A 16,093-nucleotide genomic window follows, 5' to 3' on the forward strand; every position below is an offset into this window, starting at 1 on the left:
GTCAGGGGAGGGGCGGCTCGACGCCGCCCCTCCCCTGTCACCGGCCTAGCGGCAGGTGAGCGCCGAGTACGGCGCGGCGGCCGTCCTCGTGCCGTTCGCGTCCTTCGAGGTGACGCTCACCTCGCCCGCGGCGACCGAGGTCGCCCGGGTGGTGAAGGCGGCGGAGACGGACTTGCCGGGAGCGACCCCGGTGAAGGTCCTGCTCCCCCACTGCGAGCCGACGGTCATCTCGACCGTGGAGCCGCTCGTGTTGGTGCCGGTCGCGGTGACCGTCACCTTGCCGGCGACGCAGCGGCTCGCGGCCGAGGCCGTCAGCGACGGTCCGGGAGGAGCCGTGGCGGTGATGGTGGCGATGGCCGACGTCGCTGCCGAGTTGGCGAGCTGTCCGCGCACCTGCACGGTGTCGCCCGCCTTCTTCAGCGAGCTGAGATCGGCCGTCTCCCACGTCACGGCGACCGTCTCGCGGTGACCGTCCTTGAACGTCGCGCCCACCGTGGCGGGCAGGTCGACGGTGGTCGATCCGGCCTGCACGGTCCGCGCCACGGCGTCGATCGAGGTCACCAGGAGCGACGGGTTCCACTTCGCGGCGAGCCCGTCGCGCTCCTTCGCGGTGATGGAGACGACGGATCCGTGACGGGGCGAGGTCGGCAGCGAGAAGCTGCTGGGGATCGTCCACTGGATGTCGCCCTCGAGCGAGTTCGTGCCGAGCGGGATGTAGCCGCGTCCGCCGTAGTTGTCGGTCCAGAGGAAGTACTTGTACCCGGACCGGTCGCCCTCGTTGGTCTTGAAGATCTCGGGACCCTCGACCTCCGGCGTTCCGGCGGTGCGGCCGATGCAGGTGTCGATCAGGCTCCACGCGCCGGAGGCGGTGGTGGCACGGAGGTTCGTCGACTTCTGTCCGATGATGTCGGGCGAGGGGCAGCCGCTGGTCTCGGTCGCCTTCGTGAAGCGGTAGTAGGTGTCGCCGTCCTTGAGCATCGTGGCGTCGATCAGTCCGTTGCTCTTGTTGAGCGAGGGGACGTCAGCGGCCTTGAACCAGACCTCAGGGGTGGTGAAGTCGCGGAAGTCGCGGGTGGTGGACGTGAGGATCTGCGGTCCGTTGCCGTCCTCGACGTTGCGCGTGCTGTCGGTGAAGAGGGCCGAGGTCCAGTAGACGACGTAGGCGTCGATGGTGGGGTCGTAGGTGGCCTCCGGCGCCCAGGTCATGCCCGCGTTCGGCAGGTTGACCTCGACGTGGCGCTGCTGGCCCCAGTTGACGAGGTCCGTGGACTCCCAGATCTCGAGGTAGCGGCTGCCGCGGTTGGTCGATCCGCCGAAGCCGGTGGTGCCGACGGAGAGGTCGGTGGCCATCAGGAAGAAGCGGTCGCCCTCCTTCGAGCGGAAGATGAACGGGTCCCGCAGGCCCTTCGTGCCCAGGGTGGAGGTGAGGATCGGCTGGGCGTCGTTCAGGGTCTTCCACCTGAGCGAGTCGTTGCCGTCGGAGGTCGCGAAGCGGATCTTCTCGCCCTCGATGCTGTCGCCGGTGAAGTACGCGAACAGGTACGCGTCGAGGTCGCTCGCGGCCACGGGGGCCGCGGCCGGAACGGTGCGCGTGAGCGTCCGCACGAGGGGCGTGGTGCCGGGGACGGTGATCGTCGCGGTGAGGGTGACGGTGGTGTCGGCGGACGGACGCGTGAGCGAGCCCTTCGCGACGACGTTCGGCGCGGTGCCCTTGTCGGCGGAGGTGATGACGGCCTCGTTCGACGAGGTCCAGGTCACCACGGCGCTGGAGCTGTTCGCGCGCGCGGCGGTGGTGGCGACGTCGGCTCCGGTCGAGGGCAGGTTCAGGCTGCCGCGCACCGGTCCGGCGAGGGCGGGATCGTTGGTGATGCCGTCGGCGACGGCCCGGGCGAGCTCGGCCTCGGCGCTGTCACCGGCGGCGTACGCCGGGACGAAGACGGTGGTCGCACGGCCGACGACGGTGATGCCGCCGTGGACGGCGGTCGGGGTCAGCGTGACGGTGGCGTCCGGGCTGCCTGCGGCGGGCCGGGTGACGACGCCGCTGGTGCTGACGACGCCGGGGGCGCTCGACGTCCAGGTGATCGTGGAGCCGTTGGCGCCGGTCGTGGGAAGAGTGAGGTTCGAGGTGACGTTCGAGGTGTCGCCGAGCGACACGGCGGCGTCCTGGTTCGCGAGCACCGAGTGCACGGACGCGGCGCTCTGCTGCACCTGGCCGGCGGTGAGCGCGGAGGTCCACACCTGCATGTCGTCGATGGCCCCGGCCCAGTAGGCGTCCGCGCCGTAGAAGGACTTGCCGAGGAAGCCGGAGAACGTGGAGGTGCCGATCGCCGAGGCGGCGGTGAAGGTCGTGCTGCGCTGGCCGACGAGGGTCCCGTCGAAGTAGGTCGAGACCGACTGGCCGCCCTTGACGACGACCGCCATGTGCACCCAGCGGTTCGCAGCGACCGGAGTGGTGCCTGCGGCCCGCACCTCGGAGCCGTTCTTGATCGCACCGAAGCCCGCGGGTCCGCACTTCGTGGTGGAGAGGACGTGGGAGTCGACGCTGGAGCCGAGCGTGAAGGGCCAGGTGCAGTCCGGAGCACCGCTCCAGCGCAGCCAGGCGGACATCGTGACGTCCTGCGTGCCGGCGGGGATCAGGCCCGGGGCGATCCGGACGTGCGGCGCGGCCGACGTGCTCGATCCGCCCGGGAGCGAGAGAGCGCGGTCGGTGGAGGCGCCGGAGGGGCCCGCGACGCTGGTCGCGCCGGCGTTGATCAGGGTCCCGGGGTGGTTGCCCGGAGCGGAATCGGCGACGACGGCTCCGTTGGCGAGCGTCGCGCCGATGCCGTCGAACGAGTACTGCAGCGCGGGAGCGGGAACGGTCTCGGCGGCACCGGCGGCACCGATCGGTCCGAGGACGCCGCCGAGGCAGGCGATGGCGAGCGTCAGCGCGGCGCCCGCTCGGGGGAGGCGTGAGCGCCGGGTGCGCTCCTGCCGGGGGGTTCGTGACATGAGGGGGTCCTTCAGGTGAGGGGTCGGAGGGGGAGGACGGAGCCCGCGTGACCGGCCGGCGGAGTGGTGAGTCCGGCGTTCGTCTGGCGGGGAGGGAATCGCCGGGAGGCGGCCCGGGACGCGGGCCCGGCGACCCGCGATCGGGAGGCGGACACCGACGTGCGGGCGAGGATGTGGCGTCGCGCGGTGCGGGCGCCGACAGCGGTCACCGCGTGGGAGGTGTCGGCGGGGTCGGCAGCCGTCGGGGCCGGGCGTGGGCCTGCGGCGGGTGGATGCGGCGGGAGGGTGGTGCTGTCGTCATCATCGACGTTCCTCTCAGGTTCGCCTTCGAACCGGTCGGAGTGGGACGCGAGCCGCGAGGACGCGCTCGCCCACTTCAGGGGACACCGTACCGACTTTTGTTAACGGTAACAATGGCGGATTCCCGGGGGATGCCGCAGCAGCGGCGAGTGTGAGCGCTCTCTCCCCGCGAGCACGGGGATCCGCGTCGACGGATCACCCGCGCACGGCGGGGCTCGAACCTGATCCGCTCGAGCCCGGCACTTGACACCGGCTCCGGGACCGGTCGATCGTTGTCCACGTCAACATGCAGGTCGTGATCAGCTTCCCCTCCCACACGGAGCGTCGGCGCTGACGCGTCCCGCGGCGGGACGACCGGATCACCATCCCGGTCGCTCCGGCGCATTCTCTGCCGTGCTCCGATCCCTTCGGACACGGCTTCTTCCTGCGACCCTCACCCGCGTCCCTTCGGGGACGCCGGATGTCTGTGAAAGGCACCCATGTCCCGGACAACGAAGTCCCACCCGTCCAAGCGCCTGATCGGCGCCGTGATCGCGGCCGTCGTCGGCATCACGACCTTCGGCATCAGCTCGCCCGCCTCTGCGGCCACCGCCCCGGTCGGCCTCGGATCGGCGCAGGAGATCCGCAACCAGCACAGCAGCATGTGTCTCGACGACTTCGACTTCGGGACTCAGCCCGGAGCCGAGGTGCGGCAGTGGAGCTGCACCGAGGGGAGCAACCAGCGCTGGCAGGTCACCGACCTCGGCACAGGCTACGCCGAGATCAAGAACACCTTCAGCAACCTCTGCCTCGACAACTTCGACTTCGGCACCACCCCGGGCTCGGAGGTGCGGCAGTGGAGCTGCAACGGCAGCACCGCCCAGCAGTGGCGGATCACCTCCGTCGGCGGAGGCTACGCCGAGATCGCCAATCGGCACAGCGACCTCTGCCTCGACAACAAGGACTTCCGCCAGCTCGACGGCTCCCCCGTTCAGCAGTGGACCTGCACCGGCTCCATGGCCCAGCGCTGGGCACTGACCGATCCGACCGTGCAGAAGATCACCTGGACGCTGAACCGCGTCGCGAGCCCGACCGCTGACGAGGCCGACGCCTACGCCCGCATCACCGACGCGATGGACCGCGCCGTGGCCCGCTACAACCGCCTCAGCAACATCTCCCGCTCCCTGACCGTCTCGTACAGCCCCGGAACCCCGACGGCCGATGCGAACATCTACGGCCAGATCCGCTTCGGCAAGGAGCGCGTCTACATGGTGGAGGGCACCGCCATGCACGAGATCTCGCACACCGTGGGCTTGGGCACGTCGACCACCTTCAACACGAACTGCGAGAACAGCAGCTGGGACTCGGCCCTGGCACTGCTGCGCACCTGGGACGGACCGGACGCGACGATCCAGTGCACCCCGGGTCACATCTTGAACTACGGCCTCAACTACAACAGCGAGTTCAGCCAGCTGAACCTCGAGCGCCACGTGAAGCTGGTGCAGTCCATGCTCAGTGACGGCATGTAGCCGTCACTCGAGGCACGCCCGAACGAGCATCCTCGCCGCCCCTCGCGGGCGGCCGGCGCCGGCGGGGCGGGGAACCAGAGCCCTCCCCCCCGCCGGCGCCGCAGGCCCCGATGTCTCCCTCCGGAGGCGCGGGGCAGCGGAGCGCTCGGGAGTCGAGGAGGGCCCCTCGACCGGGTGGTCGCAGCCGACGTGCCGGACGCCGCACCCTGGGGAGGGGGCGTCCGGCACGTCTTCCTCGTGTCAGCGCCGTCCGGTCCGCCGGACCCCCCGGAGGCGCATGACGGGCGGCGTCTGCGGGCGCTAGCGGTTCTGCTCGACGGTGCTCGGCGCGGTCCGGTGCGTCTCCGGCGCCTCCGTGCCGACGGGCTCCGCCTCCCCGCTCGCCGCGGCCTCCCGCAGGTACTGCGCCGACATGACGCGGTAGGTGCGGGTGAGCATCGCCGCGCCGGCCGCGATGATCATGACGACTCCGCCGACCAGGAACACCAGCGCGATCCCCCGGCCGATGCCGTCGCCGAGCAGCCCGCCGAAAGCCGAGCGCCCGGCCGGCGACTCCATGTACGGGATGAGCGCGAACTCGGCGATCGGGGCGATGAGGAACGACGTGATCGGAGCGGCGGCCGACTCGAACGCCGCCGCGAAGCCGAAGACGCGCCCCTGGGTCTCGAAGGGGACGACCTTCTGGATCACCGTCTGCTCGGCGGCCTCGACCGCCGGGATCAGGGTCATGTAGATCCAGATGCCGCCGGCGTAGAGCCACCACCAGTCGCGGAGGGTGAAGACCGCGCCGATCAGGCCCATCGCCATCACGAGCAGCAGCATCGTCCGGATCGGGTTCCTCCCGAGGCCGAACCTCGCCACCAGCAGACCGCCGATGACGAAGCCGGTCGCCGTCACTCCGAGCACCACGCCCCACAGCTCGACCGGGAACAGCTCGAGGCCGTACGGGTCCATCAGCGCCATGTAGACGCCGCCGATCAGGTTGTTGAACGTCGAGAAGACGAGGAGCGCGAAGAGCCCGGTCGCCGCCCGCACCGCGGTGAGGCTGCCGCGCAGATCGATCAGCGGCGCCCTCTCCCCCGTCGACACGGGCCGCTCCTCCGGGATGCGGAGGAACAGCAGGTGCACGAGCGCGGCGGCGGAGAGGCCGATCGCGATCACCAGCGTCCACCCCATGCCGAGCAGGCCGATGGCGAGCCCGCTGAAGACGCTCGTCACCACGAAGGCGAGGCCCTGGACCGTGCCGACGAGGCCGTTCGCGCGGGCGTGCCCCTCCACCGGGACCAGCAGGGTCACCGTCGTGGACAGGGCGATGTTGCGCATGTTCTCGATGACGGCGCCGAAGAGGATCGTTCCCGAGAACACCCAGAACCAGGGGACGCGGAAGTCCAGGAGCGCCGCCTCGGGCAGCGCGAGGAAGAGACCGCCCGCGACGCCGAACGACACGAGCGTGACCGCCCCGGCGAAGACCATGACGCGGAACTTGCGGTGCCGGTCCACGATCGTGCCGAAGGCCATCGCGAAGACCGCGACGAGCAGCATGTAGGCGCCGCCGATGATCCCGGTCGCCAGGACGGAGCGCGTCTCGAGGTACACCCAGAACGTGAGCGCGAACCAGAGGAAGCTCGTCGTCACGTTCGCGACGGCGGTGTTGAGGAGGATCTGGTGGAAGTCGCGGAGCCTCGACGAGGCGTCGGCGCGGGCTCCGGGCACCGGGGCGGTCGAGGACACGGCTTCCCTCCGCTCGCGACGGCGCCGTCGGTCCCGCGGCGGGAGTCGGGGGTCGTCGCAGCCACTGTAGGACCGCGCCGTCGGCGAGTCGAGAGGGGCCGGGCGTCCGGCGGGGATGCGCTGCCGCCTCCCGCGCGGAACGAGGGCGCCGCCGCCCTCGCGACCCGGATCAGCGGGCCTCGGGGGCGGCGGCGCCGACGGGTCAGACGATGGCGGCGCGGAGGGCCGCGGCGGCCTCGCCGACGTCCGGGGCGCCGTAGATGGCCCCGCCCGCGACGGCCACGAGGGCGCCGGCGCGCTGCACCGACTCGATGGTGGCGGTGCTCACGCCGCCCGCGACCGAGAACGGCACGCCGGAGGACTCGCCGTCGCGCAGCAGGGTCTCGAAGGTGAAGCCCTCCTCCGCCTGCTCGTCCAGACCGGCGTGCATCTCGACGAACTCGGCGCCGAGGGCGACGACCTCGCGGGCGCGGGCGGCCTTGTCGGGCACGCCGATGAGGTCGACGACGACGCCCTTGCCGTGCTTCCTCCCGGCGGCGATCGCGCCGGCGATGGTGCTGTCGCCGGCGACGCCGAGGACCGTCACGAGGTCGGCGCCGGCCGCGAAGGCCATGTCGGCCTCGAGCTCGCCCGCGTCCATCGTCTTGAGGTCGGCGAAGACCGTCTTGTCGGGGTGCGCCTCCTTGATGGCGGTGATGGCGGAGAGGCCGGCGCTCTTGATGAGCGGGGTGCCCAGCTCGAGGATGTCGACGTGCGGGGCGGCGGCAGCGGCGAGCTCGAGGGCGGCGTCGGTGCTGAGGGTGTCCATGGCGAACTGGAGCTTCACGGGGTTCTTCTTCCTGTCGAGGTGGGGAGTCGGGTCATTCGAGGTTCGCGTGGCGCGGCCAGAGCTCGTCGGCGCTGTCGCCGCGGCGCTGCCAGAGCGCGTGGAACAGGGCGTCGCCGGTGAGCACGACGACCTGCTCGAAGAGCCCGCCGGAGTACTGCGCCGAGGCGGCCCCGGAGCGGTCGAGCTTGTCGGCGGCGGGCACGACCACCACGGCGGAGGCGAGCCCGGCCAGCGGGGAGTCGGCGGCGGTCGTGATCGCCGCGACCCGCGCTCCGGCGTCGACGGCGGCCTGCGCGGCGCGGACGATGCCCCCGGTGGTGCCGGAGCCGCTCGCGGTGAGCAGCACGTCGCCGCCGCGGATCGCCGGGGTCGTCACGTCGCCGACCACGTGCACGACGAGTCCGAGGTGCATGAGGCGCATGGCGGTCATCCGCAGGGCGAGGCCGGAGCGGCCGGCGCCGTGGACGAAGACGCGGTCGGCGCCGGCGAGCAGCTCGAGGACGGGCTCGAGCCGGTCGGTCGTCAGCGAGGCGGTCGCGGCGGACACCTCGGCGGCGATCACGGCGAGCGCCTCTGCGGGGTCGGTGGTGCGGTCGTCAGCGGGCATGGGTCCACAGTGAGCCCGGCGACCGGATCCGCGCGCCACCTGATCGAGGAGGTCCGCCTACCCGATCGGGTGGGCGATGCCGCTCGCGGGTAGGACGGGTAGGTTCGGAGGATGGATCCCGCCGAGTCCCCCGCCTCCCGCACCCTGCTGCAGCAGCACGCCCGCACGGTGGCCGAGCAGGCCGACCGGCACGCGGTGGCGCTGGAGTCGGTGCTCGCCGCCCTGCGCGCCGAGCGCCTCGACGACCGTGCGGCCCGCACCGTCGCGATCGACATCGCCGCGAACGCCCTGGTCGAGCTGCGCACCGCCTCGGACGAGCAGCGCAGCGCGATGGTGGAGCCCGTCGTGGGCGCGTTCGCGCGGCTCCGGAGCGACCTGCGCCCGCTCGTCCGCTTCGGCGACCTCGACGTGCAGTTCGTCGAGCCGCCCGCCACCGGGCGCGCCCTCCCCGGCGAAGTGGCGCACGGGGCCCGCGCGATCGTGCGGAGCGCCGTGCTGGCGTTCGTGGAGTCGGAGCAGACGCGCCGGGTGCGGATCCAGTGGGACTGCGACGGGCTCAACCTGCTCATCGAGATCCGCGACGACGGCCGGGGCGAGCTGACGACCCGCGACGACGCCCTGCGCCCGATCGCCGAGCGCGTGCGCGGGCTCGACGGGGAGCTCTCGGTCGCGTCGACCGCGGGCTGGGGGTCGACCCTGTCGATCCGCCTCCCCCTCGATCCGCCGGCGCAGCCCGACGGGCTCGACCTCGCCGAGCTCAGCGCCCGCGAGCGGGAGGTGCTGAACCTGATCACGCTCGGCGCCTCGAACCAGCGGATCGCGGACGACCTCGGCATCAGCGGCAACACCGTGAAGTTCCACGTGTCGAACCTGCTGCGCAAGGCCGGCGCCCGCACCCGGGCGGAGCTGGCGGCGCTGGCGCGCTGATCGATCCGGGTGCCCCGTCCTGGCAGAGCCGCCCTCGCAGTGCCGCCCCCGGACGCACGGACGGGCCGCGGCGGCCGCCGAGGGTCTCCCCCTCCTGCGGCGCCGCGGCCCGTCCGGCCGATCAGCGCGCCCCGATCACTCGCTCCGGAGCAGCCCGAAGCGGAATCGGCCGGAGCCGTCGAGCGTGTCGTCGATGCCCGAGATCGTGGAGGAGGCGATGACGGTCTCCGTGCCCTCGAGGAGCGGCACGGTGATCGCCTTCTCCGCCGCGAGGCGCTGCGCCTCCTCGATCGCCGCGGTGCGCTCGTCGCCGGGCGCCAGGCTCCGCTCGCGCAGCACGACCTCGTTGTAGGCGTCGTCCTTCACGGCGGCGCCGAGGATGGAGGGGGCCTCGTCGGTGCCGTAGAGCAGGTTCAGGTAGTTGTCCGAGGCCGGGTAGTCCGCGAACCAGCCCTGCTGGTAGAGCGGGTAGGACGTCGACTTCTCCTTCACGTACTGCGTCCACTCCGTCGACTGCAGGTCGACCGTGAACAGCCCGCTGCGCTCGAGCTGGTTCTTGATGAGCGCCTACTCGTCCGAGGTGCTGGAGCCGTAGTGGTCGGTGTTGTACTGCAGCGTGAGATCGACGGGACCGGTGATCCCGGCGGCCTGGAGCGCGGCGGCGGCCTCGTCCGCGCTGGGACCGCCGCTCCCGTCGCCGAAGGCCTGCTCGTAAGCCGGCGTCGATCCGGTCAGGGCGCTGGGGACGATCGAGTAGACCGGCGCGTAGGTGCCCTTGTAGACCTGGTCCGACAGCTCGTCGCGGTCGATCAGGTCGGCGACGGCGGTGCGGACGGCGAGCGCCTTGTCGGCGTCGGCCTCGGGGGTCGCGGAGCCGTAGGGCATGGTCTCGGGGTTGAAGACGAGGAAGCGCATCTCGGCGCCGGGACCGGAGTGCACCGTCAGGCCCTCCTCGCCGCGGAGGTCCTCGGTGTCGGTCGCGTTCAGCGTGCGGTAGGCGACCGCGATCTCGCCGCGCTGGATGTCGAGCTTGAGGTTGCTCTCGTCCGCGTAGTAGCGGACGATCACGGACTCGTTGGCGGCGGCGCCGAGGAGGCCGTCATAGGAGTCGTTGCGGGTGAGCTGCACGAGCGAGTTCAGCGTGTAGCTCGTGATGGAGTACTGCCCGCTGAAGGCGGCGGCGGCGGCGATGTCGTCGTGTGTGGTGAGGGAGTCGGCCGAGAAGACGTGCTCGTCGACGATCGCGGCGGCGGGGCTGGTGAGGATCTGGGGCCAGAGGGCGTTGTCCGGGGTGGCCAGCGTGAAGACGACGGTGGAGTCGTCCTCCGCCTCGACCGAGACCATGTCCGAGAGCAGCGACGAGGGGCCGTTCGGAGCGGCGATCGCCACCTGGCGCTCGAAGGTGAAGACCACGTCCGAGGCGGTGAGCGGATTGCCGTTGGCGAAGGCGGCGTCCTCGCGCAGGGCGACGCGGTAGTGGGTCGGGTCGGTGAACTCGGCCGAGGCCGCGAGGTCCGGCACGGGATCCGTCGATCCGGGGGCGGAGGTCAGCAGCCAGGAGAAGACCTGGTTCTGCAGCGTCGCCGAGCCGAGATCCCAGGAGCCGGCGGGATCCAGGGCGGTGACCTTGTCCGTGGTCCCCAGGAGGATCCCGGGGGGCGCCTGGGCGCCGGTGGTGCCCGGCGAGCAGGCGGTGAGGGCGACCGGCGTCGTGCCGTCGCGGTTCCTGCTACTCGAGCAGCTTGCCCGCGGTGGCGACCTCGCCGCTGATCAGCGCCTGGATCTCCTCCGGCACCGCGGGGATCTCCTCGCGGGTGATCCCCGTGGAGGGCGACCAGACGAGGTTCACCTGGAGGGCCGGGTCGAGGTCCGGGTAGTCGCTGCGGTTGTGGCAGCCGCGGCTCTCCCGGCGCTCGAGGGCGGCCTCGAGGGTGGCCCGCGCGGCCATCGCGGCCGACTTGAGGTCGAAGGCGTGGGCGAGGTCCTGGAAGCCGGCGATGTCCGGGTGCACGCCGATGTCGGCGATGCGCGCCTCGATCGCGTCCAGCTCGGCGAGCCCGGCGAGCAGGCCCTCCTCGTCGCGGACGACTCCGGCGTGCTCGGTCATCGTGTTGCGGATCGCGCGCTGCAGGGCGCGGACGTTCTCGGTGCCGTCGGCCGCGAGCAGGCCGGCGATCTCGTCGCGGGCGACCTGGACGGACGCGGCCGAGCGGGTCTGGGCGGTCAGTGAGGCGGAGTACTCCGCCGCCGCCTGCCCGACGATCCGGCCGAAGACCAGCAGCTCGATCAGCGAGTTGCCGCCGAGGCGGTTGGCGCCGTGCAGTCCACTGGAGGCCTCTCCGATCGCGTAGAGGCCGGGGACGTCGGTGCTGTGGTCGTCCGAGCGCACCCAGACCCCGCCCATCGAGTAGTGCGCCGTGGGCGCGATCTCGATCGGGTCCTTCGTGATGTCGAGCATCTGCAGCTCGAGCATCGTCTGGTACACCCGCGGCAGCCGGGTCATGATCGTCTCGCGCGGCAGGTGCGAGACGTCGAGCCAGACCCCGCCGTTCGGCGTGCCGCGACCCTCCTTGATCTCGGTGTAGCAGGCGAGGGCGACGCGGTCACGGGTCGAGAGCTCGAGGCGCTCGGCGTCGTACTTGCCCATGAAGCGCTCGCCGAGGCCGTTGCGGAGGATGCCGCCCTCGCCGCGGGCCGCCTCGGAGATCAGCGTGCCCGCCGCGTTCTCGGGCTCGATGATGCCCGACGGGTGGAACTGGACCAGCTCCGGGTCGCGCAGCCGCCCGCCGGCCTCGACGGCCAGGCGGAACGAGTCGCCCGTGTTCTCGTCCCGGCGGGAGGAGGTGCGGCGCCAGATGCGGTTGTGGCCGCCCGCGGCGAGGATCACCGCATCCGCATGGATCAGGTAGCGGGTGCCGTCGACGAGGTCGAAGCCGTAGGCGCCGAACACGGCTCCGTCCTCGTTGACGAGGATGCGGGTGACGTAGACGGTGTCCAGGATCGGGATCTCGAGCTGGGCGGCCCGGTTGACGAGCGTGCGCTGGATCTCGAGGCCGGTGTAGTCGCCCGCGAAGGCGGTCCGGCGGTAGGTGTGCGCCCCGAAGAAGCGCTGCGAGATGCGGCCGTCGTCCTCGCGGGCGAACGGCATGCCGTAGCGCTCGAGGTCCTGGATGCCGCGGGCAGCGTTGGAGGTGACGATCTCGACCGTGTGCGGGTTGGCGAGCTGGTAGGACTCGGTGATGGTGTCGGCCGCGTGCTGCTGCCAGCTGTCGTCGGGGTCCATCGTGGCGAGGGCGGCGTTGATGCCGCCGGCGGCGAGGGAGGTGTGCGCATCCGACTTCGAGCGCTTGCCGAGCGCGAGGACGTCGACGCCCGCCTCGGCGAGCTCGATCGCGGCGCGCAGGCCCGATCCGCCGGTGCCGATGACGAGGACGGAGGTGGAGATCCGACGCTCCGGTGCGGTGGTCTCTGAAGTGGTCATGCCTCCACGCTAGGCACCGCGCTTCGATTACTCCAATGCATAATGCTGGGCACCGCCATGCACGTAGGGTATGGTCATGGATCTCGAGCAGCTGACCGGATTCGTCGAGGTCGCCCGCCTCGGCAGCTTCACCCGCGCCGCCGACGAGCTGCACCTCGCGCAGCCCTCGCTGAGCCGCCGGATCGCCGCGCTGGAGCAGGACCTCGGCTCGGAGCTCTTCCACCGGGCGCGCTCCGGCAGCACCCTCACGCCGGCCGGCGAGCTGCTGCTGCCGCTCGCCCGGCGCATGCTCGCCGACGCCGGATCGGTGCGCCGCGAGCTGGCCGAGCTGGCCGGGCTCGAGCGCGGCCGGGTCCGGTTCGGCGCGACGCCGACGCTCTGCATCAGCCTCGTCGCGGAGGTGCTGCACGCCTTCCACTCCGCGCATCCCGCCGTGGAGCTGCACCTCGCCGAGGACGGGTCGCGGAGCCTCTTCGACCGGCTGGCCCGCGGCGAGCTCGATCTGGCGCTGGTGACGACCTCGACCGCGGCCGCTCCCGGCGCCTTCACGGTGACCCCGCTGCTCGTCGAGGAGCTCGTCGTGGTCTCCTCCGCCGCGGAGCCTCCCCTCGCCGCGACCGGCGCGCTCGACCTGGCGGCGGTCGCCCGCCTCCCGCAGATCGTGTTCAACTCCAGCTACGACCTGCGCCGGACGACCGACGCCGCGTTCGCTGCCGCGGGCCTGGAGCCGGACGTGGTGCTGGAGGGCGCCGAGATGGACGCGGTGCTGCGCTTCGCCGAGCGGGGCCTGGGCGTCGCGGTCGTGCCGGCGATGGTGCTGCAGGGGCGCCCGGGCCTGCGCTCGATCCGCATCGAGGAGCCGACGCTCGAGAAGCCCACCCTGACCCGGACGATCAGCCTCGCGCGCCCGGCGGACCTCGCGCCGACCGCCGCGGCGCGGGTCATGCAGGGCACCGTCGCGGCGACCGCCCGCGCCTTCGCCGCCCAGGCCGGCGGCACGATGCGCCTGGCCGGCAGCGGCTGATCGAGCGGGGGTCCCGACACGCCGCTGCGGGGCCGGCACGAGGAGCACCCGCCGACGGCGGGCCGCGCCCTCCCTGCACGCTGATCGAGCAGCCCCGCACGGGGCGTGTCGAGATCCCCCCTCCCTCGCGCAGGAGCGCCCCCGACCCCGCAGGGCCGGGGGCGCTCCCCGGTGGTTCAGCCGTGCGCTACGAGCACGGGCGCGCCGCGTACGGAGCGCTCACCTCCGTCTCGACGGGGGCGCCGTTCCTCGTGGCCGTGGCCTCGACGGTCACCGCACCGGCCGGCAGGTCCGCCTGACGGGTGGTGAAGGCGTGCGACACGGTCTTGCCGGGCGCCACCGAGGTGAACGTCTTCGTGCCGGACGTCGACGTGAAGGTCACGCCGACCGGGACGTCGGAGCCGTTGCTCGCCTGGACGGTGACGATCGCCTTGCCCGCGATGCAGCGGGTCGCCGCGCTCGCCGTGATGTCGAGCGCCGGAGCCGCCTCGCCCTCGGTGAAGGCGAAGGTGTCGAGCTCGAACAGGTCGCCGGCGGGTCCGGAGTAGCTGAAGAACACGTCGTGCACTCCGGTCGCTCCGGTCAGCGCGGCGCTGACGTCGGTCCACTCGCCGGTCGTCCCGTTCACCGCGACGGTGCCCGCGACGGGCCCGGTCTCGGAGTCGAGGCGGACCGTGACGGTGCCGCCGGCCTGCAGCGCCTTGGCCTTCGCGGTGAACGTCGCGGCTCCGGTGTCCCCGAAGTCGACGGCGGACAGCGCGGTCCAGTCGCCGTTGTCGAGGTCCTTCAGCACGAGGTTCTGCGTCGCGCCCGCGGCGGGGGTGCCGAGCGGCGCGGTCGCGATGCCCTTGCTCCAGCCGATGGTCTCGGCCGGGAAGGTGCGGTACGGATCGAAGTCCTTCACCTGGTCGACGCCCTTGTAGTCGCCGACCACCTGCTGCACCGTGCCGTCGGCGTTGAACTGCAGCTCCTGGATGTGCGGGCTGCGGTACCCCTGGGTGGTGTCGCCGTTGATCCGCTTGTTGAGCGTCGGCGCGTGGTAGGTGAAGTAGTACTTGCCGCCCAGCTCGAACACCGACTGGTGGTTGTTGCCGCCGGTGCCGTTTCCGAAGAAGCGGCTCTGGTTCGGGAACATCACGCCGGCGTAGTTCTCCTTGGGCCAGGACATCGGGTCGTCCGAGATCATGTAGCCGATCTCGCCGCCGCCCGGGTAGCCGGGCTCGCGGGTCTGGTTGCCGCCGAAGTCGTTGCCGCCGAAGTGGGACGAGTACGAGAGGTAGTACTTGTCCTGGCGCTTGAACACCTGGGCCGCCTCGAACGCGACGGGCGCGTCCACGACGGCGGAGGTGCCCTGGGTCGAGATCATGTCGTCGCCGAGCTCGATCACTCGGATGTTCTTCGGGTTGTTGAAGCGCTCGGCCGCGGGGAGCGCGGTCGAGGCGGGTCCGCCTCCGAAGAACAGGTAGCCCTGGCCGTCGTCGTCGACGAGCGGTGCCGGGTCGAACTTCCACGCGACCGCCTCGGCGCCCGGGGTGGACGCGTTGATGAGCGTGGAGGTGCGCTGGCTGGTCCACGGGCCCACCGGCGAGTCGCCGGTGATCACGTTGCTGGAGCCGCCGCCGTTGGCGTAGTAGAGGAAGTACTTGTCGACGCCGTTCACGGTCTTCTTCGCCATGCCGGGAGCCCACGAGTTGCCGGTGTAGGGCGCGACTCCGGTGGAGCCGGCGACCTGGATCTCGCCGTGGTCGGTCCAGTTGACGAGGTCGTCCGAGGAGATCACGGTGATCTGGTTGATCTTGCCGTAGTCGATTCCGGCCGAGACGCCCGTGGCGGGGTTCGGCGCGTAGCCCTGGGTGTCGTTCGTCATGTACATGTACACGCGGCCGTTCTCCACGAAGCCGAAGCCGTCGGCGCCGAACTTCCAGCCCATGAGCGGGTTGTGGTCGCCCGGGATCTTGCCCACGACCTCGATGGTGCGCGAGGCGGGCGCAGGAGGCGCCGCTCCGACCAGCGAGACGTCGTCGAGCTTGTAGTCCATCAGGTGCGTCTCGGGCGCGGCCGACGGCGTCGCGGTCCACGGCGTCTCGAAGAAGAGGCGCGCGGTGGCGACGCTCTGCCCGGCGGGGATGGTGAACGATCCGTTGATCGTCGCCCACTGGCCCTTGGTGGCGGTGACGCTCGCGAGGTTCGTGTAGGTGCCTCCGCCGTAGTGCATGGTGGCGAAGAACTGCTTGGTAGCGGGGCTCGCGGCGTTCTCGTACTTGATCTGCGCCTTGACCTGGTAGGTCTGGCCGGCGACGACCTTGCCGCTGAGGTCCTGCATGGCGCCCGCGCCGGTGGTCGTGCGGCCGGTGACGAGCGCTGCGGCGGTGCCGGTGCGCGCATCCGTGGTCGTCGCGATGGTGCCGGCGTCGGCGGCGTTGCCGTTGTTGACGAACCAGCTGCTGATGCCGCTCTCGAAGCCGCCGTTGACGATGAGCTCCGCCTCAGCGGCGGACGAGGTCTGGGCGGCGAAGGGGGCCACCAGGAGCGCGGTCAGCGCGGCCGTGGCCAGCAGCCTCAGCCGCAACCGCCCCTTCGGAGCGGCTTCTCGTTGTGGTGATCTCACGGATCCTCCTTGATCGTGTCGTGCAGGAGATCGTCGGCGACGGGTGCCGCTGACGCGTTCGGGGGCGGGGGCGGCCGCGCGGGCCGC

The 16,093-nt window shown here is 71.8% G+C and carries 11 protein-coding genes; 3 read left to right on the forward strand and 8 right to left on the reverse strand.

Annotated features, from left to right (window positions below; genetic code table 11):
- Nucleotides 1-45: 45 nt before the first annotated feature.
- Complete coding sequence (locus C5C24_RS02480; protein WP_104304224.1) at nucleotides 46-2,991, reverse strand: immunoglobulin-like domain-containing protein; 2,946 nt, start codon at nucleotides 2,989-2,991, stop codon at nucleotides 46-48.
- 779 nt (nucleotides 2,992-3,770) lie between these two features.
- Here C5C24_RS02480 and C5C24_RS02485 point away from each other — a divergent pair.
- Nucleotides 3,771-4,799: an RICIN domain-containing protein gene (locus C5C24_RS02485; RefSeq protein ID WP_104304225.1), complete on the forward strand. Its 1,029-nt coding sequence runs from the start codon at nucleotides 3,771-3,773 to the stop codon at nucleotides 4,797-4,799.
- A 300-nt stretch (nucleotides 4,800-5,099) separates the two neighbouring features.
- Here the strand turns inward: C5C24_RS02485 and C5C24_RS02490 are convergent, their stop codons facing one another.
- From C5C24_RS02490 to hxlB, 3 genes are all read right to left on the reverse strand, one after another.
- Nucleotides 5,100-6,530: an MFS transporter gene (locus C5C24_RS02490; protein WP_104304226.1), complete on the reverse strand. Its 1,431-nt coding sequence runs from the start codon at nucleotides 6,528-6,530 to the stop codon at nucleotides 5,100-5,102.
- 202 nt (nucleotides 6,531-6,732) lie between these two features.
- Nucleotides 6,733-7,356, reverse strand: coding sequence for a 3-hexulose-6-phosphate synthase (gene hxlA / locus C5C24_RS02495; RefSeq protein ID WP_104224387.1), 624 nt, complete (start codon nucleotides 7,354-7,356; stop codon nucleotides 6,733-6,735).
- Nucleotides 7,357-7,390: 34 nt separating this feature from the next.
- Nucleotides 7,391-7,966 carry a 6-phospho-3-hexuloisomerase gene (gene hxlB, locus C5C24_RS02500; protein ID WP_104249685.1) on the reverse strand — a complete coding sequence of 192 codons (576 nt, stop codon included), beginning with the start codon at nucleotides 7,964-7,966 and terminating at the stop codon, nucleotides 7,391-7,393.
- 111 nt (nucleotides 7,967-8,077) lie between these two features.
- Between hxlB and C5C24_RS02505 the strand changes: the two genes are divergently transcribed.
- Complete coding sequence (locus tag C5C24_RS02505) at nucleotides 8,078-8,893, forward strand: response regulator transcription factor family protein (RefSeq protein WP_104304227.1); 816 nt, start codon at nucleotides 8,078-8,080, stop codon at nucleotides 8,891-8,893.
- Nucleotides 8,894-9,028: 135 nt separating this feature from the next.
- Here C5C24_RS02505 and C5C24_RS18295 read toward each other — a convergent pair whose 3' ends face one another.
- From C5C24_RS18295 to C5C24_RS02515, 3 genes are all read right to left on the reverse strand, one after another.
- Entirely contained in the window at nucleotides 9,029-9,385 is a 357-nt protein-coding gene (locus C5C24_RS18295) for a hypothetical protein (protein ID WP_258065014.1), read from the reverse strand.
- Nucleotides 9,386-9,460: 75 nt separating this feature from the next.
- Entirely contained in the window at nucleotides 9,461-10,414 is a 954-nt protein-coding gene (locus C5C24_RS18300; RefSeq protein ID WP_258065015.1) for an ABC transporter substrate-binding protein, read from the reverse strand.
- 208 nt (nucleotides 10,415-10,622) lie between these two features.
- Nucleotides 10,623-12,374 (reverse strand): L-aspartate oxidase, encoded by a 1,752-nt coding sequence (locus C5C24_RS02515; RefSeq protein WP_104281446.1) that lies wholly within the window; start codon nucleotides 12,372-12,374, stop codon nucleotides 10,623-10,625.
- A gap of 70 nt (nucleotides 12,375-12,444) precedes the next feature.
- Between C5C24_RS02515 and C5C24_RS02520 the strand changes: the two genes are divergently transcribed.
- A complete protein-coding gene (locus C5C24_RS02520) occupies nucleotides 12,445-13,398 on the forward strand; it encodes a LysR family transcriptional regulator (protein ID WP_104304228.1) in 954 nt (317 codons plus the stop codon).
- A 187-nt stretch (nucleotides 13,399-13,585) separates the two neighbouring features.
- Here C5C24_RS02520 and C5C24_RS02525 read toward each other — a convergent pair whose 3' ends face one another.
- Nucleotides 13,586-16,006, reverse strand: a complete 2,421-nt coding sequence (locus C5C24_RS02525) for a family 43 glycosylhydrolase (protein ID WP_219812816.1) — start codon at nucleotides 16,004-16,006, stop codon at nucleotides 13,586-13,588.
- Nucleotides 16,007-16,093 lie beyond the last annotated feature (87 nt).

Source organism: Rathayibacter sp. AY2B3, from assembly GCF_002931755.1.
Taxonomy (GTDB): Bacteria; Actinomycetota; Actinomycetes; order Actinomycetales; family Microbacteriaceae; genus Rathayibacter.